This is a genomic window from Massilia sp. Masssp94, from assembly GCF_059491305.1.
Genome location: NZ_CP168501.1, coordinates 3,605,644 through 3,631,102, shown reverse-complemented (window position 1 = coordinate 3,631,102; position 25,459 = coordinate 3,605,644). Strand labels below are relative to the sequence as shown.

General features: G+C 66.2%; 27 protein-coding genes. 14 read left to right on the top strand and 13 right to left on the bottom strand.

What is annotated here, in order from left to right:
• Positions 1 to 98: 98 nt before the first annotated feature.
• From ACEN9G_RS16110 to ACEN9G_RS16085, 6 genes are all read left to right on the top strand, one after another.
• Positions 99 to 1,061: a LysR family transcriptional regulator gene (locus ACEN9G_RS16110; protein ID WP_413340340.1), complete on the top strand. Its 963-nt coding sequence runs from the start codon at positions 99 to 101 to the stop codon at positions 1,059 to 1,061.
• Positions 1,062 to 1,104: 43 nt separating this feature from the next.
• Positions 1,105 to 1,536, top strand: coding sequence for an Mpo1 family 2-hydroxy fatty acid dioxygenase (locus ACEN9G_RS16105; RefSeq protein ID WP_056124490.1), 432 nt, complete (start codon positions 1,105 to 1,107; stop codon positions 1,534 to 1,536).
• A 14-nt stretch (positions 1,537 to 1,550) separates the two neighbouring features.
• A complete protein-coding gene (locus ACEN9G_RS16100) occupies positions 1,551 to 2,006 on the top strand; it encodes an outer membrane lipoprotein (RefSeq protein ID WP_036236083.1) in 456 nt (151 codons plus the stop codon).
• A gap of 48 nt (positions 2,007 to 2,054) precedes the next feature.
• Entirely contained in the window at positions 2,055 to 2,996 is a 942-nt protein-coding gene (locus ACEN9G_RS16095) for a DMT family transporter (RefSeq protein ID WP_413340338.1), read from the top strand.
• Positions 2,993 to 3,484: a GNAT family N-acetyltransferase gene (locus tag ACEN9G_RS16090; protein ID WP_413340336.1), complete on the top strand. Its 492-nt coding sequence runs from the start codon at positions 2,993 to 2,995 to the stop codon at positions 3,482 to 3,484. The genes ACEN9G_RS16095 and ACEN9G_RS16090 overlap by 4 nt, the downstream gene beginning before the upstream one ends.
• A gap of 243 nt (positions 3,485 to 3,727) precedes the next feature.
• On the top strand, positions 3,728 to 3,895 hold the full coding sequence (locus ACEN9G_RS16085) for a hypothetical protein (protein WP_371767179.1): 168 nt from the start codon (positions 3,728 to 3,730) through the stop codon (positions 3,893 to 3,895).
• On the opposite strand, the gene ACEN9G_RS16080 is transcribed toward ACEN9G_RS16085, so the two are convergent.
• Genes ACEN9G_RS16080 through ACEN9G_RS16040 form a run of 9 tightly spaced genes read right to left on the bottom strand, consistent with a single transcriptional unit; the run spans position 3,883 to position 15,052 of the window.
• A complete protein-coding gene (locus ACEN9G_RS16080; RefSeq protein ID WP_413340351.1) occupies positions 3,883 to 5,343 on the bottom strand; it encodes an ABC transporter permease/substrate-binding protein in 1,461 nt (486 codons plus the stop codon). The genes ACEN9G_RS16085 and ACEN9G_RS16080 overlap by 13 nt on opposite strands.
• A 45-nt stretch (positions 5,344 to 5,388) precedes the next feature.
• Entirely contained in the window at positions 5,389 to 6,600 is a 1,212-nt protein-coding gene (hutI, locus tag ACEN9G_RS16075; RefSeq protein WP_483126758.1) for an imidazolonepropionase, read from the bottom strand.
• Positions 6,593 to 7,210 carry a HutD/Ves family protein gene (locus ACEN9G_RS16070; protein ID WP_413345854.1) on the bottom strand — a complete coding sequence of 206 codons (618 nt, stop codon included), beginning with the start codon at positions 7,208 to 7,210 and terminating at the stop codon, positions 6,593 to 6,595. The genes hutI and ACEN9G_RS16070 overlap by 8 nt, the downstream gene beginning before the upstream one ends.
• 25 nt (positions 7,211 to 7,235) lie before the next feature.
• On the bottom strand, positions 7,236 to 8,597 hold the full coding sequence (locus ACEN9G_RS16065; protein WP_483126757.1) for a formimidoylglutamate deiminase: 1,362 nt from the start codon (positions 8,595 to 8,597) through the stop codon (positions 7,236 to 7,238).
• Complete coding sequence (gene hutG / locus ACEN9G_RS16060) at positions 8,594 to 9,394, bottom strand: N-formylglutamate deformylase (RefSeq protein ID WP_413342050.1); 801 nt, start codon at positions 9,392 to 9,394, stop codon at positions 8,594 to 8,596. Before hutG ends, ACEN9G_RS16065 begins: the two co-directional genes overlap by 4 nt.
• A 13-nt stretch (positions 9,395 to 9,407) precedes the next feature.
• Entirely contained in the window at positions 9,408 to 10,952 is a 1,545-nt protein-coding gene (gene hutH / locus ACEN9G_RS16055) for a histidine ammonia-lyase (RefSeq protein ID WP_413342052.1), read from the bottom strand.
• A gap of 17 nt (positions 10,953 to 10,969) precedes the next feature.
• The gene (gene hutU / locus ACEN9G_RS16050; RefSeq protein WP_413342054.1) at positions 10,970 to 12,676 is read right to left on the bottom strand and encodes a urocanate hydratase; all 1,707 of its coding nucleotides are present in this window, start codon (positions 12,674 to 12,676) and stop codon (positions 10,970 to 10,972) included.
• A 55-nt stretch (positions 12,677 to 12,731) separates the two neighbouring features.
• Positions 12,732 to 13,382 carry a hypothetical protein gene (locus ACEN9G_RS16045; RefSeq protein ID WP_495605439.1) on the bottom strand — a complete coding sequence of 217 codons (651 nt, stop codon included), beginning with the start codon at positions 13,380 to 13,382 and terminating at the stop codon, positions 12,732 to 12,734.
• Positions 13,382 to 15,052: an amidohydrolase gene (locus ACEN9G_RS16040; RefSeq protein WP_413342058.1), complete on the bottom strand. Its 1,671-nt coding sequence runs from the start codon at positions 15,050 to 15,052 to the stop codon at positions 13,382 to 13,384. The genes ACEN9G_RS16045 and ACEN9G_RS16040 overlap by 1 nt, the downstream gene beginning before the upstream one ends.
• Positions 15,053 to 15,223: 171 nt before the next feature.
• On the opposite strand from ACEN9G_RS16040, the gene ACEN9G_RS16035 reads away from it, so the two are divergent.
• Positions 15,224 to 15,862: a glutathione S-transferase family protein gene (locus ACEN9G_RS16035; protein ID WP_483126756.1), complete on the top strand. Its 639-nt coding sequence runs from the start codon at positions 15,224 to 15,226 to the stop codon at positions 15,860 to 15,862.
• Positions 15,863 to 15,871: 9 nt separating this feature from the next.
• Here the strand turns inward: ACEN9G_RS16035 and ACEN9G_RS16030 are convergent, their stop codons facing one another.
• Complete coding sequence (locus tag ACEN9G_RS16030; RefSeq protein WP_413345201.1) at positions 15,872 to 16,372, bottom strand: hypothetical protein; 501 nt, start codon at positions 16,370 to 16,372, stop codon at positions 15,872 to 15,874.
• 256 nt (positions 16,373 to 16,628) lie between these two features.
• On the opposite strand from ACEN9G_RS16030, the gene ACEN9G_RS16025 reads away from it, so the two are divergent.
• Positions 16,629 to 17,297 (top strand): transposase, encoded by a 669-nt coding sequence (locus ACEN9G_RS16025; RefSeq protein WP_413345199.1) that lies wholly within the window; start codon positions 16,629 to 16,631, stop codon positions 17,295 to 17,297.
• Positions 17,298 to 17,306: 9 nt separating this feature from the next.
• Here ACEN9G_RS16025 and ACEN9G_RS16020 read toward each other — a convergent pair whose 3' ends face one another.
• Positions 17,307 to 17,993, bottom strand: a complete 687-nt coding sequence (locus ACEN9G_RS16020) for a 2OG-Fe(II) oxygenase (RefSeq protein WP_413345197.1) — start codon at positions 17,991 to 17,993, stop codon at positions 17,307 to 17,309.
• Positions 17,990 to 19,072, bottom strand: coding sequence for a bifunctional DNA-binding transcriptional regulator/O6-methylguanine-DNA methyltransferase Ada (gene ada, locus ACEN9G_RS16015; protein WP_413673530.1), 1,083 nt, complete (start codon positions 19,070 to 19,072; stop codon positions 17,990 to 17,992). Before ada ends, ACEN9G_RS16020 begins: the two co-directional genes overlap by 4 nt.
• A gap of 130 nt (positions 19,073 to 19,202) precedes the next feature.
• Between ada and hutC the strand changes: the two genes are divergently transcribed.
• The 6 genes from hutC (at position 19,203) to ACEN9G_RS15985 (ending at position 24,726) form a co-directional block, all read left to right on the top strand.
• Entirely contained in the window at positions 19,203 to 19,922 is a 720-nt protein-coding gene (gene hutC / locus ACEN9G_RS16010) for a histidine utilization transcriptional repressor HutC (RefSeq protein WP_413343044.1), read from the top strand.
• A gap of 280 nt (positions 19,923 to 20,202) precedes the next feature.
• On the top strand, positions 20,203 to 20,529 hold the full coding sequence (gene trxA / locus ACEN9G_RS16005; protein ID WP_036236119.1) for a thioredoxin TrxA: 327 nt from the start codon (positions 20,203 to 20,205) through the stop codon (positions 20,527 to 20,529).
• A 138-nt stretch (positions 20,530 to 20,667) separates the two neighbouring features.
• Positions 20,668 to 21,930: a transcription termination factor Rho gene (rho, locus tag ACEN9G_RS16000; RefSeq protein ID WP_413343042.1), complete on the top strand. Its 1,263-nt coding sequence runs from the start codon at positions 20,668 to 20,670 to the stop codon at positions 21,928 to 21,930.
• A 124-nt stretch (positions 21,931 to 22,054) separates the two neighbouring features.
• The gene (locus ACEN9G_RS15995; RefSeq protein WP_413673529.1) at positions 22,055 to 22,351 is read left to right on the top strand and encodes a hypothetical protein; all 297 of its coding nucleotides are present in this window, start codon (positions 22,055 to 22,057) and stop codon (positions 22,349 to 22,351) included.
• 164 nt (positions 22,352 to 22,515) lie between these two features.
• Positions 22,516 to 22,785, top strand: a complete 270-nt coding sequence (locus tag ACEN9G_RS15990; RefSeq protein ID WP_056124537.1) for a type B 50S ribosomal protein L31 — start codon at positions 22,516 to 22,518, stop codon at positions 22,783 to 22,785.
• 180 nt (positions 22,786 to 22,965) lie between these two features.
• Positions 22,966 to 24,726: an ArnT family glycosyltransferase gene (locus ACEN9G_RS15985; protein WP_413381874.1), complete on the top strand. Its 1,761-nt coding sequence runs from the start codon at positions 22,966 to 22,968 to the stop codon at positions 24,724 to 24,726.
• 4 nt (positions 24,727 to 24,730) lie between these two features.
• Here the strand turns inward: ACEN9G_RS15985 and ACEN9G_RS15980 are convergent, their stop codons facing one another.
• Positions 24,731 to 25,336, bottom strand: a complete 606-nt coding sequence (locus tag ACEN9G_RS15980) for an FxDxF family PEP-CTERM protein (protein WP_483126755.1) — start codon at positions 25,334 to 25,336, stop codon at positions 24,731 to 24,733.
• Positions 25,337 to 25,459 lie beyond the last annotated feature (123 nt).

Genomic DNA, 25,459 nt, shown 5'->3' with positions numbered 1-25,459 from the left:
ACTTCGACTAGAATCTAATAAATAGCTCAATTACGAATCGATTGTTCAGATTTTTGAACAATCACGCATTCTCACCGTTTATATGATGCCGATCTAGTATGAACAAGTTACAAGCGATGGAAGTTTTCGTGCAGGTCGTGGACGCCGGCAGCTTCACCCGGGCAGCCGAGATGATGAACCTGCCCAAGGCGACGGTGTCGACGCTCGTGCAGGCGCTCGAGGCGGCGCTGTCGGCCAAGCTGCTGCACCGGACCACGCGCCAGGTGACGGTGACGACGGACGGTGCCGCGTATTACGAGCGCTGCCTGCGCATCCTGTCCGACGTGCGCGACGCCGAGGAATCGCTGTCGCGCACGCGCCTGTCGCCCAGCGGGCGGCTGCGGGTCGATACCCCGACGGGGCTGTCGAGCGAGATCCTCGTGCCCGCCCTGCCCGACTTCTTCGAGCGCTATCCCGACATCATGCTGGAACTGGGCAGTTCCGACCGTCCGGTGGACCTGGTCGAAGAAGGCGTCGACTGCGCCGTGCGCGGTGGCACCCTGGGCGACACGAGCCTGATCGCGCGGCGCGTGGGCGTCGTCAACTTCCTGACGGCGGCGTCGCCCGCGTACATCGCGCGCCACGGCATGCCCCAGCATCCGCGCGACCTCGAGCGCCACCGCTGCGTGAATTATTTCTCGGCCAAGACGGGCAAGATCTTCGACTGGGATTTCAACCGCGGCGACGAACGGATCGAGGTGCCCATGCGCGGCGTGATCGCGCTGAACGATTCCAACGCGTACGTGGAAGCGGGACTGGCGGGCCTCGGCGTCATCCAGATGACGGACTACCTGCTCGACAAGCACGTGGCGACGGGGCGCATGGTGCAGGTGCTGGCGGACTGGCGCAGCGATCCGCTGCCGATCCACGTCGTGTATCCGCAGAACCGCCACCTGTCCGCGAAGGTGCGCGTGTTCGTCGAATGGGTGGCCGAGCTGTTCGCCGCGAATCCGTACATGCACATGGGCGCGTTGCCACGCTCATTTGCTGCGACCTCTGCGCCTGTCCCGGCCGCGGCGTAATCACGGGTGTAGAATCGAAAGCACCACAGGACAGGAGACCACGATGCCCCGGACCATCGACGTGCTGCTCGACCAGTACAGCGACAGCCACCGCAATCCGACCAACGAGCTGATCCATATTGTGTGCGTGCCCGTGATCGTGTTCACCCTGCTGGGCATCCTGTGGAGCATCCACCCGGCCGTCGCCGTCGTGGCGGTGCTTGCGGCACTCGTGTATTACTTCCGGCTGTCGCCGCCGTTCGCATTCGGCATGCTGTTGATGAGCGCCGTGATGCTGGCGCTGCTCGCGCTGATGCCGCCGTTCACCGTGCTGCCGCTGTCGATCGCGATCTTCGTCGTCGCGTGGATCGGCCAATTCATCGGGCACAAGATCGAAGGCAAGAAACCGTCGTTCTTCGACGACGTGCGCTTCCTGCTGATCGGTCCGCTGTTCGTGCTTGGTTTTTTGTATCGTCGCCTCCATGTCGCATATTAATTATTGGAGTGAATATGAAACGCATCGCCATCCTCGCCCTCGTCCCGCTGACCGCCCTGCTCGCCGCGTGCGCGGGCCCGTCGAATTCGGGCAGCGTCTACAGCAGCTACCAGACGATGAATGAACAATCGGTGCGCATGGGCACCGTGGAATCCGTCCGCAACGTGACGATCGCGAATCCGGAATCCGGCGTCGGCACGATGGCGGGCGCCGCACTGGGCGGTCTGGGCGGTTCGCAGGTCGGCGGCGGCAACGGCTCGGCCGCGGTCGGCATCCTGGGCGCCGTCGCGGGCGGCATCATCGGCAACCGCGTCGAGAACCAGGCCAACAACCGGCCCGGTTTCGAAATCACCGTCAAGCTCGACAACGGCGAACTGCGTTCCATCACGCAGGCGGCCGACGAGATGTTCCGGCCGGGAGAACGCGTACGTCTGCTCAGCAACGGGTACACGACGCGCGTGACGCACTGACATTTACCACCGGCCACGACGGTAGAGGGATCGCGATATACTTTCGCGATGCCCTCCTATGTCCTCTTCACCATTGCGTCCCTGATCTGGGGATCGACTTTCTTCGCGATCACGCTCGAGCTGGGTGAAGTCCCGCCCGCGGTGTCGGTCGTCTACCGGTTCGCGCTCGCGTCGCTGACGCTGTTCGCCTACTGTCTGATGCGCGGCGACAAGCTGCGGCTGCCCTGGCGCGTCCAGCGCTGGACCCTGCTGCAAGGATTCTTTACGTTCTGCGTGTCGTACGTCTGCACGTACAACGCCGAACAATATGTCGTGTCGGCGCTCGTCGCCGTGCTGTTCGCGCTGATGGTGTTCTGGACGCCGATCTGTGCCCGCATCGCGTTCGGCACGCCGATCCCGCGCCGCACGTGGGGCGCCGGCGCCGCGGCCATCGCCGGCGTCACGCTGCTGTTCTGGCATGCGATCGGCACCGAGCTGCGCCACCTGGGCCAGGGCGGCCAAGGCCATTTCACCCTCGGCCTCGTGCTCGGCATCGCCGCGTCGATCGCCAGCTCGGCGGGCAGCATCGTCGTCGGCAAGGTGCGCGAGGAATCGAACAACCTGGTGCTGACGACGGGCTGGTCGATGTTCTGGGGCACGTGCATGGTTGCCGCGTGGTGCCTGGCGACCGGCCAGGCCTTCATCATCCCGCGCACGGCCAGCTACGTGCTGGGCCTGCTGCACCTGTCCATCTTCGGCTCGGTCGTCGCCTTCATCTGCTACTTCACGCTGATCAACCGCATCGGCTCGAACAAGGCCGTGTACATCGGCGTGATCACGCCCGTGATCTCCGTGCTGCTGTCGATCAGGCTCGAACACTACCGCCCCGGCCTGACCGAATGGCTGGGCATGGCCGTGTGCCTGGGCAGTGTCGCCTGGGCATTACGTTCCCCTGCGGCCAGGCCAGCCGCTTCCGTCAACCTCAACGATTGCATCGAAACGACGCCATGACTCTTGATACCACCTTCGCGATCCGCCCCGCCACGCCGGCCGACGTCCCCCACATCCAATCGATGATCGTCGAGCTGGCCGTGTTCGAAAAGCTCGAGCACCTTGTCGTGGCGACGGAAGAGAAATTGCACGAAGGCCTGTTCGGCCCGCAGCCGGCCTGCGAAGCCATCGTCGGCGAAGCGGATGGCGAAGTCGTCACGTTTGCCCTGTTCTTCCACAATTTCTCGACGTTCCTCACCAAGCGTGGGCTGTATCTGGAAGATCTGTACGTGCGCCAATCGCATCGCGGCAAGGGTTATGGCAGCCGCATGCTGAAGCATCTCGCGCGCCTGGCCGTCGATCGCGGCTGCGGCCGCTTCGAATGGTCCGTACTGGACTGGAACACGCCGGCAATCAATTTCTATCAATCGATGGGCGCCGAGGTCATGCCGGACTGGCGCATCTGCCGCGTCACGGGCGCGCCGCTGGAAGCGCTGGCCCAAGGCTGATTCAGGCAAGAAAAAACCCGCGGGCTGTTCGCAGCGCCGCGGGTGAACCCATTCGTCGATGGGGAGGGGAGACTTGAATCCAGTGGCTTCAATATAGTCTCCCGACCGCGGTGTGTGCAGGTTCCTTACAAATGCTTACCTCGGTAACAGAAAGCTGGGGTTTGTGGGCCGGACTCGATTGAGTGATCACAAATGCAAGAACGCGTCGAGCGGGACAATGTGATCATTCACGAGGACATGGACATGAAAACGATCACCCGATGGGTCTACCGGGTTTGGCTCCGCTCCCGGATAGACACCTATACCCGCAGCCTGCACGCCATTGCCGTCCAGCGCGAAAACGACTTCCACGCGGAACGCATCCTGCACCGCGCGATCTCCACGACCCGTTCCAAGCTTCAATCGCTGTAGCGCCGGCGCTGCGCCAGAAGACGCTCGCACAGTTCGAATACTGCCTGGGTCAGCAAGGCCAGCAACGCGGCCGGGATCGCACCCGCCAGCAGCATGTCGTTGTCGTTCAGCGCGAGGCCCGTGGTGATGCGTTCGCCGAAGCCGCCGGCGCCGATGAAGGCGGCGATGGTGGCCGTGCCAACGCTCATCACGGCCGCCGTTTTCACGCCGGCGAGGATCGTCGGCATGGCCAGCGGCAACTCGACCTCGACCAGCGATTGCCGCCGTGTCAGCCCCAGCGCCAGCGCCGCCGTGCGCAGGCCGGACGGCACCTGCAGCAGCCCCGTGCATGTATTGCGCACGATGGGCAGCAGCGCATACGCGCACAGGGCGACGAGCGCGGGAACGGTGCCGATGCGGCCGAGCAACGGGATCAGGATCGCGAGCAGCGCCAGCGACGGCACGGTCTGCAGGACGCCCGCCACGGCCAGCACGGCCTGGCGCAGGCGCGGCACGAGCGCGGCCACGATGCCGAGCGGAATGCCGGCGGCGCTGCCGAGCAGGGCGGCCAGCACGACCAGCAGCAGGTGCTGGCGTGCAAGGTTCATGAAGCCGTTGCCGAACGTTTTGGTGAATAGGCCATCGCGGACCGTTGCCTGAGTGTCATGGGACAACCACGCGCGTGCGACCGCCGAAAACGGCTGCCCATCCAGTTCGGCCGCCGCGTTCATCGCGATCATGTCGTCCGCCTTGATCGTGCCTTCCAATTTCTCGATGGCACGCCACGCTTGCGGAAACCGCTGCGGCACGTCGAGCCGGTACAGCAGCACGGCGTCATAGCGCGGGAAATATTGCTTGTCGTCGTCCAGCACGCGCAAGCCGTACTGGCGGATCTTGGCGTCCGTCGAATAGATGTCGATGGCGTCGACCTGGCGCTGCGCCAGCGCCTCGTACGCGATGCCGTGGTCCAAGCCGCGCGGTTGCTGCGCGAGGCCGTAGCGCCGCGCGAGGCCCGGCCAGCCGTCCGCGCGGCCCAGGAATTCATGCGACAGCCCGATTTTTATTTCTGGATGCGCCGCCAGGTCGGACAGGCGGCGCACACTGGCATCACCACGCACCGCCAGCGCGTAGCCGTTGGAAAAGCCCAGCGGCACCGCGACACCGAGGCCCAGCGGGCGCAGCGCCGCGCGCATCGCGTCGAGCGACGTCGGCTGCGCATTCTTGAGGATTTCCAGGTCGATGGTGCCCAGGTATTCCGGATAGACGTCGATGGCACCCGAGCGCAGCGCGCCCAGCACGATGGCCGTATTGCCCAGGCCTTGCTTGTGTTCGGCCGGCCCGACGCGCGCCGCGGTCTGGGTGAGGATCTCGCCCAGGATGTACGACTCGGTGAAACGCTTGGAGCCCACGCGCAGGGGTTCCTCCGCGTGGGCGGACGACAGGATGCCGGCGCAGGCGAGCACCAGCATGGCAAATCTCAGCATGCGGTTTCCGGTGGCGTTGTGGATGAGACGTCAGGATACCCGATCGCGCCACACGCCGGCACGGACGACGCCCCGGCACGGATTCGCGCCAATCGCATATGCCAGGTCGGCCGGCCGGGCGATGTCCCACAACGCGAAGTCGGCCCGCTGGCCCGGCGCCAGGGTGCCGGTCTCAAGCAGGCCCAGCGCGCGCGCCGCGTTGACGGTCACGCCGCGCAAGGCTTCCAGCGGCGTCAGGCGCCACAGCGTGCACGCCATGTTCAGCGCGAGCAGCAGCGACGTCATCGGCGACGTGCCCGGGTTGCAGTCGGTGGCGACGGCCAGCGGCACGCCCGCGGCGCGCAGTTGCGCCAGCGGCGGCATGCGCGTCTCGCGCAGGAAGTAATACGCACCCGGCAGCAGCACGGCGACGGTACCCGCGCGCGCCATCGCGGCCACGCCCTCGTCCGACAGCCACTCCAGGTGATCGGCCGACAGCCCGCCATAGCGCGCCACGAGCGCCGCGCCGCCCTGGTCGGACAGTTGCTCCGCGTGCAGCTTCACGGGCAGACCGAGACGCCGTGCGACGTCGAACACGCGCGCCGTCTGGTCGTGCGAAAAGCCGATGCGCTCGCAGAACGCGTCGACCGCATCCACGAGACCCTGCGCCGCCAGCGCCGGCAGCATCTCGCTGCACAGCATGTCGATGTAGTCGTCCGCGCGGCCCGCGTACTCGGGCGGCAGCGCGTGCGCGCCGAGGAAGGTCGTGCGGACGGTCACCGGCAGCAGCTCGCCCACGCGGCGCGCCACGCGCAGCATCTTCGCTTCGGATTCGACGTCGAGGCCGTAGCCGGACTTGATTTCCAATGTCGTCACGCCTTCGGCCAGCAACGCACGGATGCGCGGCAGGCTGGCTTTCAATAAGTCGTCCTCCGATGCCGCCCGGGTGGCGCGCACGGTCGACATGATGCCGCCACCGGCCAGCGCGATGTCTTCATACGTGGCGCCGTTCAGGCGCGCTTCCCATTCGTCGCTGCGGTTGCCCGCGTGGACGACGTGCGTGTGGCAGTCGACGAGGCCGGGCGTCAGCCACAGACCGTTGCAATCGTGCGTGATGGAGGCCGGCGGCGCCTCGGCACGCGGCCCCACCCATGCGATACGGCCGTCACGCACGGCGACGGCGCCATCGTCGATGATCCCATAGCCATCCGCCAGCGTCGCGACGCGCGCATTCGCGTACAGGACGTCGACGGCTTCACTCATACATGCCGTCCTCGTTGTCGAGGTCGTCCTCGTCGTCGTAGTAATGGATGTCGACGATGAAGATGGCGCCCTGCTCCGCGCGCAGCTTCCACTTCGTGTCCGGGTCGAGCACGACGGCGTCGAAGCGCACGAGGTTGATGCGCTGGTCGTCGCTGCAGAGTTCCAGGCTGTCGCCTTCGGCCAGGAACAGCACGGTGACGTCGGCGCGCGCGACGAACGTGGAGTCGCCGTCGAGCCGGCGGCGGCCGAAGCGGTGCCAGCAGCGGTCCGTCCGGGTCATCACGTTGAAGTCGGTGCTGGCGCCGCGGTTCAGCTTGGCCTCCACGCGCGACTCGCCGTCGAACGCGGCGACCGGTTCGCCCTTCGACAGCAGCGTGGGCGTGCCGTCGATGTCGAGCGTCATGCCGGGACCGTCGACGAGCACCAGCGTGCGCTCCACGCCGGGGAACATGGAGAACGGGCCGTCGTTCGCGATCGTGGCGAGGCTCACGCGCCAGTCGAAGTCGTCGAAGTCGGCGTCCGGTGGGAACACGGCGATTTCGGTCGTGCTGCCGCCGCCGTTCTTCCACGACACCGGTTCGAGGTTCGCATACGGAATCAGCATCGTCATGGCTTGCTTCCCTTCGTCGTTGGCATCAATGTGCGTGCAGTGTACGCGCTGCGGCCTTGTAGCGCTGCGCGATCGCGTCCTGCGCCTTGTGGCGGCCACCCTGCACCACCCAGTGGCCGCCGGCCAGCACGTCGCGCACGAGGTTGTCGTTGCCGCTGAACAGGAAGCGGCCCAATACCTCGTGCGGCGGCACGCCGTCCAGGTTCGGGTGCGCGCTGTCCAGCACGAGCAGGTCGGCGCGCCGGCCCTGCGCGAGCACGCCGAGACGGCGCCCCGCCGCCTGCGCGCCGCCCGCCAGCGCCTGCTGCCACAGGAAGGCGCCGACGTCGCGCTCCTCGCCATGGACGGCGATATTGCGGCGCAGGTAGCAGAGCCGCTGGCCGTATTCGAGCCACCGCAGTTCTTCCACGGGACTTTGCGACACGTGGCTGTCGCTGCCGATGCCGAAGCGCCCGCCGGCCGCGATGTAGGGAGACAACGGGAACAGGCCGTCGCCCAGGTTCGCTTCCGTCGTCGGGCACAGGCCCGCGACGGCGCCGCTGGCCGCGATGCGGTCCCGTTCTCCGTCCGACAGATGCGTCGCGTGCACGAGGCACCAGCGCGCGTCGACGTCCACCTGCTCCATCAGGTAATCCACCGGGCGCATGCCGGTCGCCTCCACGCACTGCGCCACTTCGAGCTGCTGCTCGGCGATGTGGATGTGCAGCGGCCGGCCTGCCGGCAGCGCCTGCGCCAGTTCGCGCAGCTGGCTGGCCGATACGGCGCGCAGCGAATGCGGCGCCGCGCCCACTTCCAGCTGCGGCCCGCGCAAGGGTTCCAGCGCTTCGACGATGCGCAGCACCTGCGCGGGATCCGTGCGGAAGCGTTCCTGGTCCTGGCGCAACGGCGTGTCGTTGAAGCCCGCGTACGCGTACATCACGGGCAGCAGGGTCACGCCGATGCCGGCTTCGCGCGCGGCCTGGGCGATGCGCTGCGCCGTCTCGGCCGGATGGCCATACAGATGGCCGCCCGGCGCGCGCTGCACGTAATGAAATTCGCAGACCGCCGTGTAGCCGTGGCGCAGGCATTCCGCATACAGCTGCGCGGCCACCGCTTCCATCTGCTCCGGTGTGATGCGGTTGGCGACGCGGTACATCAGGTCGCGCCACGTCCAGAAGCTGTCAGGACGACTTCCCGCCCGTTCGGTCAATCCGCCGATGGCGCGCTGGAACGCGTGCGAATGCAGGTTGATCATGCCGGGCAGGACATAATCGGCGCGCGCCACGCCGAGCGGCGGCGACGCCTCCGGCGCGACATTCGTCAGGTCGCCGCGCACGTCCCATTCGAGCAGCACGTCCCGCTCCCAGCCGCCGGCCAGCAGCGCGTGGCGCGCGAATAAAGCGTTCACGCGTGCCCCCCTGCCCTCGCCCACCCGACTGCCGATTCCAGCAGCTCGTGCAACAGAGGCTGCACCTTGCCGGCGGCGTCGGGTTGATAGGCGAACGGCGGCGCCTCGTCCATGTACAGGCACTGGCACATTTCGAGCTGGATCGCATGCACGCCGGCGGCCGGATCACCGTAGAAGCGCGTGATGTGGCCGCCCTTGAAGCGGCCGTTGAAGACGAAGGTAAACAGGTCCTGGGAGCCGGCCACGCGCATCATCTCGCCCTGCAGCTGCAGCGAGCATGACCGGCCGTCGGCCGTGCCGAAGTTCAGGTCGGGCAGGCGGCCGTCGAAGAAGCGCGGCACGACGGACGCGATCGAATGCGCATCCCACAGCACCACCTGCCCGTGCAGCGCGAGCAGGCGGTCGAGTTCCGCGCGCAGTTGCTGGTGGTATGGGCGCCAGTACAGGTCAAGGCGGCGCTCGATTTCGTCGGCGTCCGGTTCGCGGCCGTCCTGGTATAACCGTTCGCGGGCGAACGTGTCGACGGGGCACAGGCGCGTCGTATCCTGGCCCGGGTACAGATTCGTGTCCTCGGGCGGCCGGTTCAGGTCGATGACATAGCGCGACCAGCGCGCGGACAACGTGGAGGCACCGATGCTGTCCGCGAAGGCGTACAGGTCGGGCAGGTGCCAGTCCGTGTCGGCCCGCACCAGCGCGCACGGCGCCATGTTCGCGGCGATGTCGTCGGGAATGTCGGTGCCCGCGTGTGGCATCGACAGCAGCAGCGGCACGGAACCCGGCTTGAACCTGAAATCCATCGTGACTCCCTGATCAGTGCAGTGCGGCGAACAAGTCCTTGCACGCGGCCGACAGTTCGCCTTCCATCACCATCCGGCGCGCCGCCTCGATGTCCGGCGCGAAGAACCGGTCTTCGTCGAACGCTGGCACGTGCTCGCGCAATTTTGCGTGGACATGTTCCAAGTGGCTGGAGCTCGTCAGCGGGCGGTGGAATTCGATCCCCTGCGCCGCCGCCAGCAGCTCGATGCCGACGATGACACCCGTATTGTGCGCCATCTGGCCGAGACGGCGCGCCGCGAATGTCGCCATGCTGACGTGGTCTTCCTGGTTGGCGGACGTGGGCAGGCTGTCGACGCTGGCCGGATGCGCCAGCGACTTGTTTTCCGACGCCAGCGCGGCCGCCGTCACGTGCGCGATCATGAAGCCGGAATTGACGCCCGGCTCGCGCACAAGGAACGGCGGCAGGCCGGACAGCGTCGAATCGATCAGCAGCGCGATGCGGCGCTCGGCCAGCGCGCCGATTTCGGCGATGGCCAGCGCCAGCGTGTCGGCCGCGAATGCGACGGGTTCCGCATGAAAATTCCCACCGGAAATGACTTCGCCGGAGTCCGGGAACACGAGCGGGTTGTCCGTGACGGCATTGGATTCGATGAGGAGTGTCCGGCCGGCCTGGGCGATGAGGTCCATCACGGCGCCCATCACCTGCGGCTGGCAGCGCAGGCTGTACGGGTCCTGCACGCGCTCGTCGCCGACGAGGTGCGACGCGCGGATCGCGCTGCCCGCCACCAGCTGGCGATAAATCTTCGCCGCCGCGATCTGGCCCGGCTGGCCGCGCACTTCATGCACGCGCGGGTCGAACGGGGCGTCGCTGCCGCGCGCGGCATCCAGAGACAGCGCGCCGGACACCATCGCCGCCTCCAGCAGGCGTTCGGCGAGGAACAGGCCGTTCAACGCGAGCGCCGTCGACACTTGCGTGCCGTTGATCAGCGCGAGGCCTTCCTTCGCCGCCAGCACGACCGGTTCGATACCGGCCGCGGCCAGCGCGGCGCGCGCCTCCATCAATTCGCCGCGCATGCGCACCTGGCCGACGCCCAGCATCGCGAGCGTCATGTGCGCCAGCGGCGCGAGGTCGCCGGACGCGCCGACGGACCCCTGCGACGGGATCGCGGGCATGATGCCGGCGTTGTACAGGGCGATCAGCGTGTCGACGATCAGCGGCCGCACGCCGGAATAACCGCGCGCCAGGCTGCCGATCTTGGTCAGCAGGATCAAGCGCACCACGTTGTCCGGCAGGAGTTCTCCGGTGCCGACGGCATGCGACAGGATCAGATTCTGCTGCAGCTGTTCGAGCTGGGCCTGCGGGATGTGGCGCTTGGCCAGGATGCCGAAGCCGGTGTTGATGCCGTAGGCCGGATCGCCCTTGGCGACGATGGCCTGCACGGTGGCGGCCGACGTCTCGATGGCGGCATATGCGGCCGGCGCAAGCGTGAGCGGGCCGTGCGCGCCCCAGACGGCGCGCAGGTCGTTCAGGGACAAGGCGCCCGGATTCAGGGTCAGTTCGTGGTGGTCTTGAGTCATGGTGGTTCGATTCCGTCTTACTTGATCATCGGGAGGCGCAGGCCGAAGCGCTTGGCCGTCTCGATCGCGAGTTCGTAGCCGGCATCCGCATGGCGCATCACGCCGGACGCGCAATCGTTGACGAGGACGCGGGCCAGGCGTTTATCCGCGGCCTCCGTGCCGTCCGCCACGATGACGACGCCCGCATGCTGCGAATACCCCATGCCGACGCCGCCGCCGTGGTGCAGCGACACCCACGTCGCGCCGCCGGCCGTGTTCAGCATGGCGTTCAGCAGGGGCCAGTCGGAGACGGCGTCGGTGCCGTCGCGCATCGCTTCCGTCTCGCGGTTCGGGCTCGCGACGGAACCGGTGTCCAGGTGGTCGCGTCCGATCACGACCGGCGCTTTCAATTCTCCCGTGCGGACCATCTCGTTGAACGCGAGGCCGGCCAGGTGACGCTCGCCGAGGCCCAGCCAGCAGATGCGCGCCGGCAGGCCCTGGAACGCGATGCGGTCGCGCGCCATGTCGAGCCAGCGGTGCACGCGCGTGTGCTGCGGGAACAACTCCTTGATCTTCGCGTCGGTTTTATAAATGTCTTCCGGGTCGCCGGACAGCGCCACCCAGCGGAACGGACCGCGGCCCTCGCAGAACTGCGGGCGGATGTACGCGGGCACGAAGCCGGGGAAGTCGAACGCGTTTTTCACGCCCTGGTCGAACGCGACCTGGCGGATGTTGTTGCCGTAGTCGACGGCGTACGATCCCATCGCCTTGAAGTCGAGGATCGCCCGCACGTGCACGGCGCAGGATTCGGCCGCCGCCTGCTTCAGGGCCGCGTGCTGCGCCGGATCGCGCTGGGCCGCGAGCCACTGCTCGACGGTCCAGCCGCGCGGCAGGTAGCCGTGGATCAGGTCGTGGGCGGACGTCTGGTCCGTCACCAGGTCCGGCACGAGGCCGCCCTCTTTGGCCCGGCGCACGAGTTCCGGCAGCACGTCCGCGGCGTTGCCCAGCAGGCCGATGGAAACGGCCTCCTTGCGCGCCTTGTGGTCGCGGATCATGGCCAGCGCGTCGTCGATGTCCTTCGCCTGCCTGTCGAGGTAGCGGGTGCGCAGGCGGAAATCGATGCTGCTCTGCTGGCACTCCACGTTCAGCGACACGGCGCCGGCGAACGTCGCGGCCAGCGGCTGCGCGCCGCCCATGCCGCCCAGGCCCGCGGTCAGGATCCAGCGCCCGGACATATCGCCGCCGAAGTGCTGGCGGCCCGCCTCGGCGAACGTCTCGTACGTGCCCTGCACGATGCCCTGGGTGCCGATGTAGATCCAGCTGCCGGCCGTCATCTGGCCGTACATGAACAGGCCTTTGCGATCGAGCTCGTTGAAATGCTCCCACGTCGCCCATTTCGGCACGAGGTTCGAGTTCGCGAGCAGCACGCGCGGGGCGTCGGGATGCGTCTGGAACACGCCGACCGGCTTGCCGGACTGGATCAGCAGCGTCTGGTCGTCGTCGAGATCGCGCAGCGACGCGAGGATCTGGTCGAAGCAGGCCCAGTCGCGCGCCGCGCGGCCGATGCCGCCGTAGACGACGAGGCCTTGCGGGTTTTCCGCCACCTCGGCATCCAGGTTGTTCTGCAACATGCGATAGGCCGCCTCGGTCAGCCAGCTTTTACATGTGAGCTCGCTGCCGCGCGGGGCGCGGATGACGCGGGTGGGATCGAAACGCGGATCTCCGCTGGGAGAGGCTGTGGTCATGACGGACTCCTCGACATAAGTTTTCCAGGAAGTCTAAGTTGTCTATACAACCTCGTCAAGGGCGATAGCTGAGGTTCGGACGGTAGCGCAGCAATTCGTTATCGACCCGGTCGACGAGGCCGGACAAAGTGTACGGCGTCCCCAGCGTTGCAGCCGCACCGAACGACGCCACGGCGCGCATCAGCACGTAGGCCGGGGCCTCGCCGCCGGCCTGCAGCCTGTACCACGTCTGGCGCGCCGTGCCGCGCGCGCGCGCCACCGCCTGCTCGAACGCCGCCTCCTGGCCGGGACGGATGTGGTAAGTCGTCAGGCTCAGGAACGGCGACGCGTCCGGCAGCGGCTCGCCCGCACTCATCGCGTCCATGCGCTGGTAGATGCCGTGGCTGACGAAGTCGGCGTATGGCACCACGTTCACGTTGTTGTCGGCGGCGTCGGCCGCGGGCTGCACGGCCGCGTCGAAGTCGGCGGCCGCGTGGCCGAACGTGCCGTCCATGAAGCGGTTGATGCGGTTGCCCAGCACGAAGGTCCAGCCGTACCACGTCCACGGGTCCTGCACGCCCTTGTGCCATTGCAGGTGGCGCTCGTAGCCCTTTTCAAACGCCTCGGCCTGGCCAGGCTTGGGGACGATGACGACCATGCGGGCATAAGACTGCGCCCAGGCCGGGGAAACGGCCACGAATGCGAGAGCGGCGACGAGAGCTTTCATCATGGTTTGCGATATACCTGTTGGCCGCCGACCCACGTCTCGAGGACGCCGATCTTGTGGATGTCGTACGGGGAGATTTTGAAAAGGTCGCGGTCGATGACGATGAAGTCCGCGTACTTGCCCGCTTCGAGGGAGCCCTGCGTTTTTTCCTGGTGGCCCGCGTAGGCCGCGTCGAGCGTGAAGCAGCGGAAGGCTTCTTTCAGCGACATCTCCTGCTCGGGATACCAGCCGGCGATCGGATTGCCGCTCGCGTCCTGGCGCGTGACGGCCGCGTGGATGCCGAAGAACGGGTTCGGCGCCTCGACCGGGAAATCCGAACCGCACGCGATGCGCGAACCCTGCGCGAGGAACGTGCGCCACGCGTACGCGCCCTTGATGCGCTCGGGGCCGATGCGCTGCTCGGCCATGTTCTTGTCGGACGTCGCGTGCGTCGGCTGCATCGACGGAATGATGCCGATGCTCTTGAAGCGCGGGATGTCGGCCGGGGTCACGACCTGGGCATGCTCGATGCGGTGGCGCAGCGCCTGGCCGCGGTTGGCGGGGATCTCCTTCGCGAAGATGTCGAGGATCTGGCGGTTGCCGGCATCGCCGATCGCGTGCACGTTGACCTGGTAGCCCTTCTTCATGGCCTTGGCGATCATCGCGTCGATCTCGCCGTTCGAATGGAACAGCAGGCCGTGCGAATGCGGATCGTCCGTGTACGGCGCCAGCAGCGCCGCGCCGCGGCTGCCCAGCGCGCCGTCGGCGTACAGTTTCACGGCACGCAGCGCGTACATGTCGTGGCCGTACGTGTCCAGCGGGCCGTTTCGCGCCAGCCGGTCGAAGTCGGCGCCGGTGCCTTTGATCATCCCGTAGATGCGCGCCGTCAGCTTGCCGTGGTCCGCGTAATCGCGGTACAGCCGGTCCTCGGCGATGCCGATCCCCGCGTCGTGCGCGCTCGTGAGGCCGACGCTGGCCATCGTGCCCAGCGCGCGGTCGAGCATCGCGCGCGCTTCCTGTTCCGTCGGTTGCGGCAGCACCTTCTGGATCATCGCCTGCGCCGCATCGACCAGCACGCCCGTCGCATGGCCGGCGGCGTCGCGCACGATCTTGCCGCCGACGGGGTCCGGCGTCTGGTCCGTGATGCCGGCCAGCGCCAGCGCGCGGCCATTGGCCCAGCCGGCGTGGCCGTCGACGCGTTCCAGCCACACGGGCCGGTCGGCCACGACGCCATCGAGTTCCTGTGCGGTCGGGAAGCGACCCAGCTTCCAGTTCTCCTGATTCCAGCCGCGCCCGCGCACCCACGCGGCCTTGGCGTCGGCACGCGCGTAGTCGCCGATGGCGGCCAGCGCCTGCGGCAGCGACGTCGTGGCCGACAGGTCGAGCTGCGTCAGCATCTCGCCCAGGCCGAACACGTGGCCGTGCGCATCGATGAGGCCCGGCAGCACGGTGCGGCCGGCCATGTCGACGTGCTTCGCCTGCGGAGCCTTCGCGGCGACATCGGCGGCAGTGCCGACGGCGAGGATGCGGCCGGCGTCATCGAACGCGAGCGACGCGAACTGGACGACGTCGCCCTTCGCGTTCAGCGTGTAGCCGTTGGCGTTGTCGATGACGGTGGTGGCGTGGGCCGTGGCGGTGGCGAGGGCCAGGGCGATCAGGGTGTGCCTGAGTTGCTTGTGGCGGGGGCGCATCGGGGTCTCCGTTGTCGTTGTGGATGAACCGGGGTACGGCTCAATAGCAAGAAACAGAGTGTATAGAAATTTACATTGTGGTCAATCGCGGGCCTGTGGTTCGATCGCAAGAACCGGAGGGTGCGGCGTTTTACGCGGTGGTCCAATCGTGTTTTTTCACCGGAGATAACGATGCTCACCCTGTACGATTACCTGCCCTCGCAGAACGCCTGGAAAGTCCGCCTGCTGCTGAACCATCTCGACATCCCCTATCGCACGGAGATCGTGCGCATCTTCGAAGGCGAAGGCCAGCGCCCCGACTTCCTCGCGCTGAATCCGACCGGCGCCGTGCCCGCGCTGCGCCTGTCCGACGGCCGCACGCTGGCCGAGTCGAACGCCATCCTGACGTACCTGGCGCACGGCACGCCGTACCTGCCTTCCGATCCGTTCGGCGGGGCGAAGGTGCAGCAATGGCTGTCGTTCGAACAGGACCACGTGGCGTCGATCGCGACGCTGCGCCACTGGACGCTGACGGGCAAGCTGGCGCGGCGCGCGCCGGCGCTGGTCGACCGCCTGCGCCGCGTCGCGGACAAGGCGCTGGCGATCCTCGACCGCGAACTGACGCAGCGCCCGTTCATCGCGGGCGCCGCGTACACGATCGCCGACATGTCGCTGTTTGCGTACGTCCACCGGGCCGACGAGGCCGGGCTGGCGCTGGCCGACTATCCCGGCATCGTCGGGTGGATCGTCCGCGTGCGTGCACAACCGGGATTCCTCGGCACCGTGTACCCGTACTCGATCGATCCGTTTGCGGGCGGCGAGCTGCCGTGAAGGGCGGGCTTACTCGAGCTGGACGCGCGTGATGTAGTACCCCGGGTAGGCGGCGCCCTGGCCCTGCCAGATGAGGGTGTCGATGGTCTTGCCGGCCGCGTTGATGTCCTTCAGCGGCACTTCGACGGCGGCCCACGTCTTCGCCTTCAGCTGGATGACGAAGTCGGCCTCGATCGCCTTGCCGTCGGCCATGGCCTTGACCATCAGGGTCTGGCCGCCATTCATGCCGCCGTTGATGACGAAGGTCAGCTTGCTGTAGCCCTCGGTGGAAAACGGTTCGTGGTGCAGGGCGAGCGCGCTCCACGGCTCCCCTTCGACGCGGATCGGCTTGCCGTTCCCGACCGGCACCGACAACTGCGTCTTCGCCCAGCTCCAGTTCTGGAAACCGTTCTTCAATTCGTCATCGTAAATGACAAGGGGTTGCGGCAGGTCCCCGGCCCGGGCCAGGCTCCCGCCGGACACGCTGGCCACGCCGAGGGCGGCCAGGAACAGGCGACGCGATACGCTCATGGTTGTCTCCGTTGGATTATCGTTGTAAGCCTGCTGAGGTGCAGGTTCCTCGATGCTACGACGGAAACGTATGCATGCCTAACATCTGATAAAAATTCTACTTCCCTTAGCACATTTCATAAAACCGGGGTCAGAGCCCGGTTTTTGGAAAGATCCGCCTGAAAATGGTCCGAATACCGTTGCACAGTTGATTTTCCTCGCTCTCTCCGGACGACGGTTTTGTATCGTCTCGTCTTCCGTCCCTTTCGCTTTCGCCATGCCACGTCCGCGCCGCCTTGTCCTGCCGTCGGTACCGCTCCATGTCATCCAGCGAGGAAACAATCGGATTCCGTGCTTCACCTGTCGAAGCGACTATCTGGTGTATCTCGACATATTGCGTGAATGCGCATACGACTGCGGTTGTGCTTTGCATGCCTATGTACTGATGACCAATCACGTCCATTTGCTTTTGTCTCCAGATGATGAGCATGGAGCCAGCGTATTGATGCGGCGCCTGGGCCAGCGTTACGTGCAATACTTCAACCGTCGCCACACGCGTACGGGCACCTTGTGGGAAGGCCGCTTTCGTTCCTGCCTCGTGCTCGACGAGGACTATTTTCTGGCATGCCAGCGCTACATCGAGTTGAATCCTGTGCGCGCACGCATGGTGGTCAAGCCAGAACATTACCCCTGGTCCAGCTACCAAACAAATGCCCTCGGACACGATAGCCCGCTGGTCAAACCGCATCTCGCATATTTGCGCCTGCACCATGAAACGATCACGCGCCAGGCTGTATACAGGCAGCTATGCGAAGACGCATTGCCCGATCAACTCATCTCCGAAATCAGGGGCGCCAGCAACGGCAATCGTCCTCTTGGCACGGCAGCACCAAGAGAGACGACGTCAGACAGCGCGCTGGAGCAATTTCCAAAAATCGGGCTCTGACCCCGGTTCTCAACTAGCGTCGTGGAAGATGATTCCCAGCGTATGCCGCTGCCCGCTGTGCACGCGGCTGACGCCGTGGCGCATGTTGACGCGGTAGATGCCGCGCGTGCCGTTGACGGGGCGCGTGTGCACGGGGAAGACGACGGCATCGCCCTGCCCCAGCGGCACCACTTCGACGCGCGACTGCATGCGCGGCCGCTGTTCCGTCAGGACGAATTCGCCGCCGCTGAAATCGACGCCGGGGCGCGACAGCAGTACGGCCACCTGCAACGGGAAGACGAAATCGCCGTACAGGTCCTGGTGCAGGCAGTTGTAATCGCCCGCACCGTATTGCAGCAACAGGGGTGTCGGCCGCAACTGGCCGGCCGCGTGGCAGCGCGCCAGGTAATCGCCGTGCGCGTCCGGGTAGCGCTCCTCCAGCCCGAGCGCCGCCTGCCAGCGGTTGGCGATGCGTGCCAGCGGCGGGTACAGCGCGGTGCGCAGGCCCGAAAGCCCGGGCGGCAGCGGATACGCGTAATAGCGATATTCTCCGCGCCCGAAGCCGTGCCGCTCCATCACGACGCGGCTGCGGAATCGCGCGTCGTCAGCATAGCCGGCCGCATACGCCGCGCACTGGTCCGCATCCAGCAGGGACGGCAGCACGGCGCAGCCGAAGGCGTCGAGGTCGTCGGCGACGCGGTCCCAGTCGATACTCATGATGCCTCGGCCTCGCGCTTGAGCAGCGCCTGCTTGCGTTCGACGCCCCAGCGGTAGCCGGAGATCGAGCCGTCGTTGCGCACCACGCGATGGCACGGAATCGCCACCGCCACCGGATTGGCGGCGCAGGCGCCGGCGATGGCGCGCGCGCCCTGCGGCATGCCGAGGCGCGCGGCCAGTTCGGCGTAGCCGACCGTCTGCCCGGCCGGGATCTGGCGCAGCGCCTGCCACACGCGCTGCTGGAACGCGGTGCCGCGCACGTCGAGCGGCAGGTCGAGCCCGAGACGCGGCGCCTCGACGAAGGCGACGACCTGCGCCACCGTGCGTTCAAAGCCGGGTTCGGCGCCGATCAGCTCGGCCTTCGGAAAGCGGTCCTGCAGGTCGCGCACGAGGGCGTCCGGATCGTCGCCCAGCAGGATGCAGCAGATGCCCTTGTCGGTCGCGGCGACGAGCAGCGCGCCCAGCGAGCACGCCGCCACGGCGAAGCGGATCGCTTCCCCGCCGCCGCCCGCGCGATAGCGTTTCGGCGTCATGCCCAGCACGCCGGACGACGCGGCATAGAAGCGGCCGCTGGAATTGAAGCCGGCGTCGTAGGCGGCCGCGGTGACGCTGCCCGCCTGCGCCAGCCCCTGCTTCAAGCGCTCGGCCCGGCGCGCCGCCGCATAGGCCTTCGGCGTGATGCCCGTGTGCGCCTTGAAGATGCGATGGAAGTGGAAGCGGCTCATGCCACAGGCCTCGGCCAGGCTGGCGAGGTCCGGTTCTTCCTCGGCGGCCTCGATCAGGCGGCACGCCTTCGCCACGGCCTCGGCCTGGCGTTCGGCCAGCGGCGCCGCGTCCGGGCGGCAGCGCAGGCAGGCGCGAAAACCCGCCGCCTCGGCATCGTGCGGCGTCGCGTGGAAAGCGACGTTGGCGCGGCGCGGCGTGCGCGACGGACACGAGGGCCGGCAGTACACGCCCGTGCTGCGCACGGAATAATAAAACTGGCCGTCGGCTTCGCGCGCGCGGGCGACCACGGCGGCCCAGCGCTCGTCGTCGGTGAGCCAGGCGGCAGCGGATTGGGGGATGGTGGCGGTGTTCATCTCGGTCTCCAGATTCTCGATGGCCCCATCGTAAGCGCGGGCGTTGCGGCAAACACTTCGGGTCTTGCTTTCGAATTCGCGATGCTAGAATGTCACCTCCCCGACGAGGTGACAGATTCCGGAGAGTAGTTTGGACGAACAGATCGCGCAAGACAGCACGCCCATTTTCCAGCGTATCAAGGATTATCTGCTCGGCGAGATCGCGTCGGGCCGCTGGAAGGAAGGCGACCTGGTGCCGTCCGAGCAGGCGCTCGTGCGCCAGTTCGGCGTCTCGCGCATGACCGTCAACCGCGCCGTGCGCGAGCTGACGGCGGAACAGGTGCTCACGCGCCGCCAGGGTTCGGGCACCTACGTCGCACCGCAGAAGTACCAGGCGACGCTGGTCGAGATCCGCAACATCGCCGACGAGGTGCGCGCGCGCGGCCACGTGCATGCGAGCCATCCGCGCCTGCTGGAACACAGCCCGGCGGGCGAGACGCTGGCGCGCCAGTTCGAACTGGAACCCGGCACGCCGCTGTTCCATTCGCTGATCGTCCACGACGAGAACGGCCAGCCGATCCAGGTCGAGGACCGCTGGGTCAATCCGGCCTGCGCGCCCGCCTACCTGGACCAGGACTTCGCGCGCATCACGCCCAACGAACACCTGATGGAAGCGGCGCCGCTGCAGGGTGCCACGTACAGCATCGAAGCGCTGCCGGCGCCGCGCGAAGTGGCGGAGATGCTCGGTGTCGCACCCGGCACGTCGTGCCTCGTGCTCAAGCGCCGCACGACGTCGGGCGGCCGGGTGGCCTCGGTCGTGACGATGTGGCACCCGGGACATTTATATAAATTCACGGGCAGCGTCGGCTGATTGTGGTGATAATTGGTGAGGTCAATCAGGAACCTTGAGCATGTTGAGATTTTGTACAAAGCTCACGAACACGTTCCAAAAAAATCGGTTATTATTCCGATTAAACCCCGCCTGACATCCTCTTGCAGCTCTTCCACTATTGAATATTGCACACATTGGCACCACCTTTGTGCAGCAAGCCAGTCTGACAAGTACGGGAACCGGCTGACACTACCGAGCAGGATCGACGAGAGTCCGAAAGACCTGCAGGCGTTAATTACTTACCTCTCTTGAGGAAAACATGAGCGAAAACATCAAACACATCAGCGATGCATCTTTCGAAACCGACGTGCTCAAATCCGAGCGCCCGGTCCTGGTCGACTTCTGGGCCGAGTGGTGCGGCCCCTGCAAGATGATCGCGCCGATCCTGGAAGAAGTCGCGAAAGAATACGACGGCAAGCTGCTGATCGCGAAGATGGACGTCGATGCGAACCAGGCCGTTCCGGCCAAGTTCGGCATCCGCGGCATCCCCACGCTGATCCTGTTCAAGAACGGTGTCGCAGCCGCCCAGAAAGTCGGCGCAATGGCAAAAGGCCAGCTGACTGCTTTCATCGATAGCAACATCTGATACCATAGGTGGCGGCAGCGCGCCCGCACTGCCGCCTGTTCCGGACCGGGTAGGCGATCGATTCCGATCCTATCCCTTTGATTAACCCACGCAGTTCCCTCCCCTACCTTTACTTTCCCGTCACGGGACACCCGACACATGCACTTATCTGAACTGAAGGCAATGCACGTCTCCGCCCTTCTGGAGATGGCGATCAGCCTGGATATCGACAACGCAGCTCGCCTGCGCAAACAAGAACTGATGTTCGCGATCCTCAAGAAGCGCGCGAAACAGGGCGAACAGATTTTCGGCGACGGTGCGCTCGAAGTGTTGCCGGACGGGTTCGGTTTCCTGCGTTCGCCGGATGCGAGCTACATGGCTTCCACCGACGACATCTACATCTCGCCATCGCAGATCCGCCGTTTCAACCTGCATACGGGTGACTCGATCGAAGGCGAGGTCCGCACGCCGAAGGACGGCGAGCGCTACTTCGCGCTGGTGAAGGTAGACAAGGTCAATGGCGAATCGCCGGAAGCCTCGAAACACCGCATCCTGTTCGAGAACCTGACGCCGCTGCATCCGAACGAGCCGCTGCGCCTCGAGCGCGACATGAACGGCGCGGAAAACATCACCGGCCGCATCGTCGACCTGATCTCGCCGATCGGCAAGGGCCAGCGCGGCCTGCTGGTCGCCTCGCCGAAGTCGGGCAAGTCGGTCATGCTGCAGCACATCGCCCACGCGATCACCGCCAACCACCCGGACTGCACGCTGATCGTCCTCCTGATCGACGAACGTCCCGAGGAAGTGACGGAGATGCAACGCTCGGTGCGCGGCGAAGTCGTCGCGTCGACCTTCGACGAACCGGCCACCCGTCACGTGCAGGTCGCGGAGATGGTGCTGGAGAAGGCCAAGCGCCTCGTCGAGATGAAGAAGGACGTCGTGATCCTGCTGGACTCGATCACCCGCCTGGCACGCGCCTACAACACCGTGATCCCGGCCTCGGGCAAGGTGCTGACCGGCGGCGTCGACGCCAACGCGCTGCAGCGTCCGAAGCGTTTCTTCGGCGCCGCGCGTAACGTCGAGGAAGGCGGCTCGCTGACGATCGTCGCGACCGCGCTGATCGAGACCGGCTCGCGCATGGACGACGTGATTTACGAGGAATTCAAGGGCACCGGCAACATGGAAGTCCACCTCGAGCGCCGCCTGGCCGAGAAGCGCGTCTACCCGGCGATCAACCTGAACAAGTCGGGCACCCGCCGCGAGGAACTGCTGATCAAGCCGGACCAGCTGCAGAAGATCTGGATCCTGCGTAAGCTGCTGTACTCGATGGACGAGATCGAGGCGATGGAGTTCATCCTCGACAAGATGCGCGCGACCAAGACCAACGTCGAATTCTTCGACCTGATGCGTCGCGGCGGCTGATCCTCCAGCCCTGGCATCGAACGGAAAAGGCGAGTCGTACTCGCCTTTTCTGCTTTATGCGGTACGATTCATCTAGGTCAAGCCGAGGGTGGTACGGGCGCGGAAAATCCGCACCAAGACAACCATGGAGGCCAAGATGATCTTCAACGAATTACGCGACGTCCCGGCGCGGCACGACAAGGACGTCGTGCTCGACCGCCGGCTGACGGTTCTCGAAACCCGCTTCGACACCACGCTGACCATGTTACCCAACAAAGCAGACCTGTCGGAACTGAAGGCCGAACTCAAGGCTGACATCCATGGCCAATCGGCCCACCTGAGCAAGTGGATGGCGGCAACCGCCATCACGATGCTCATCGGCTTCGGCCTCGGTTTCGGCGGCATGATCCTCACCATGATGTCGCGCCTGCATGGCGCCTGAACGGTGCAGAAACGGCGCAGCAACAGCGCCGGTTGCCTTGGGCGCAGGGCTGGCTTATAATCGCCGGTTCCGTATCCAACCCTGGCAAGTGATCGGCAATCGGGTCAAGAAGCAGGTCGACCGACGAAGTGCCGTTTGGCTACCAACCTAACCAAGGCAAAACCATGAAGACCGATATCCATCCGGATTACCGCGAAGTCGTGTTCCACGACCTGTCCTGCGATTTCAAATTCATCACCCGTTCGACCATCTCTACCCGCGAAACCATCAATTTCGAAGGTAAAGACTACCCGCTGGTCAAGATCGAGGTGTCCGCTGAATCGCACCCGTTCTTTACCGGCAAGCACAAGATCGTCGACACCGCTGGCCGCGTTGAAAAATTCCGCCAGAAGTTCGGCTCGGTCGGTTCGAAGACCAGCGTCGCCAACGGCTAATTCCCGACGAGCGAACATCCGGGAAGCCTTCGGGCCTCCCCAAAGGAAGCCCGGGGGCTTCCTTTTTTTTCGTCGTTGCCCACCCACGTTACGCCTCGTAGCAATACCACCCGCGACGCTTTGCCACGGTCCCCTTATACTACGCGACATTAATTTATTGCATTACTTCGCGCGCTATCGATGAAACCCGTCCGCCTACCCGCCGCCGCCACCCTCGCGCTGCCACGCTGGGCTTTGTACGCACTCGGCCTGTTGTACATCCTGCCGGGCCTGATCGGGCGTGACCCGTGGAAGGATGATGCCGCCAGCTTCGGCATCATGTGGACGATGGCGCACGGCGGCATCCAGGACTGGCTGATGCCGCACATCGCCGGCCTTCCCGCGCCCGAGGAAGGGCCGCTGGCGTTCTGGCTCGGCGCACTGTGCATCAAACTGTTCGGCTGGCTCCTGGGCGACGTGCTCGGGGCGCGCATCTCGACCATCGGCATCTTCGCGCTCGGCACGGTATCGCTGTGGCACACGGCATTCCACCTCGGCCGGCGTTCGGAAGCCCAGCCGCTGCGCCTGGCCTTCGGCGGCCAGCCCGAGCCGGACGATTATGGCCGCACACTGGCCGACACGGCCGTCCTGATCTACCTCGGCTGCCTGGGCTTGCTGCTGCACAGCCACGAGACGTTGGCCGTCACATTGCAGGGCGCGCTGCTGTCGTGGTTCCTGTTCCGCTCGGTGCGCTATATCGAGGACAGCACGCCGCGCAACGCCGTGTACGTCGGCGCAGCGCTGGGCCTGCTCACCTTGACGCGCGGCTTCGCGCCGCCGCTGGCCCTGCTGGCCGCCCTGTACCTGTGCATCCGCTTCCTCAAGCTGCCGTCGGCCTCCCTGCTGCGCCATCTCGGCCAGGCCGCGGGCACCGCGCTGCTCATCACGCTCGTATGGGCCATCCCGGCCACGCTGGCGCATCCGTACGGCCTGTCGCCCGTCGGCGGCTGGCTGGCCTGGAATGCCGAGCAGCTGAGCGTGCCAGGCTGGCATGCGATCAAGGCCTTCTTCCGCGTCGGCATCTGGTATTTCTGGCCGGCGTGGCCGTTCGCCGCCTGGACCGCCTGGGCCTGGCGCCGCCAGCACGGGCTGCTGCACATCATCCTGCCGACCTGCTTCGTCGGCGTGCTGACGCTCGTGATCCTGTGCGACCCGATTCCCGAAAGCGGCGACCTGCTGAAGCTGCTGCCGCCGATGGCGCTGATGGCCGCGTTCGGCCTGCCGACGATGAAGCGCGGCGCGATCAATGCGATCGACTGGTTCTCCGTGATGGTTCTGACGCTGCTGGGCGGCCTCGTCTGGGTGTTCTGGATCGCCAAGCTGACGGGCTGGCCCGCGCAATTCGCCAAGAACGCCCTCAAGCTGGTCCCGGGCTTCAAGCCGGAATTCGGCATCGTCGCCTTCCTCGTCGCGGCCGCAACGACGGTCGGCTGGATCTTCCTCGTGCACTGGCGCCTGTCGCGCCAGCCTTCCGTGCTGTGGCGGGCCGTGGTGCTGTCGTCGGGCGGCCTGATCCTGCTGTGGGTGCTGCTGATGACGCTGTTCCTGCCGGACCTGAACTACGGCAAGAGCTACGCCAGCGTGGCCCAGCAGATCGCCGCGCGCCTGCCGGCCGGCGCGGACTGCATCGACACGAACGTCGGCGCGCCCCAGCGTGCGTCGTTCGCCTACTTCGGCCACTTGCCGTTCGCGCCCGTCGACGGCGGCGCGTGCAGCTATCTGCTGCTGCAGGACAGCGTCGGCCAGAAGGTGCCTGCCCAGTCGGGCGCGATGCAGAACGGCGCGCTCGTGCGCGGCGGTGCGGCGCTGCCGTTCCACGGCCGCGACTGGACGCTGCTGTGGGAAGGCCGCCGCCCGTCCGACCGCGACGAACGCTTCCGCCTGTACCGGCGCGTGCGCTGAGCGCTCAGCGGCGCCGCACGTCCGCGCGCACGCGCGCGGGCTGGCGCCGGCGCCATGCCAGCGTCGTCAACACGCCCAGGCCGGCCAGCAGCATGCCCCAGGCCTGCGGCTCCGGCACCGGCGAGATCGTCAGATCCGCCCCGAACACCCCGCCCCCGACACCGCGCACCTCGCCATTCACCTGGATCGCGTAGGAACCGCTCGCCAGCCCAAAGCCCGACAGCGCCCACGAATCCGGCGCATCGGCACCCGAACCCGTCAGATCGATGCCCGCGATGGCGGTCCCCAGCATGGCCTTCGTGACCGGATCGTAGCGGTAAAGAGACCAGCCCGTGATCAGCAGGTCCTTCGTCTGCGGCGTGTTCAGGTAGGACGACGTCAGCGAGGCGGCCGCGTCAAACGGCGTGCCGACGTCGAACGTGAAGACGTCGGTGAAGGTGCTGCCGGTGGTCGACTGCGCGAACGTGTCGCCGAAATGCGCGTTGAAGCCGCCCAGGCCATCGTCCGTCGTGACGACCGGGGCCGTGCGGTTGACCGTCGCCGCCCCCGCGCCTTGCGCCATCAGGGCCGCGCCCGCGACCATGGCCAGAACGAGAGATTTGAGTTTCATGATAGTTCCGTTGAGAGATTAATCGGACTCGCTATCCAGGAGCAGGTGTCTTTACACCGATCCGTCGGAACAGCTTAAGTTCCGAAAGCCTGACTAACCGTTAGATCTCGCACAAATTTCTAT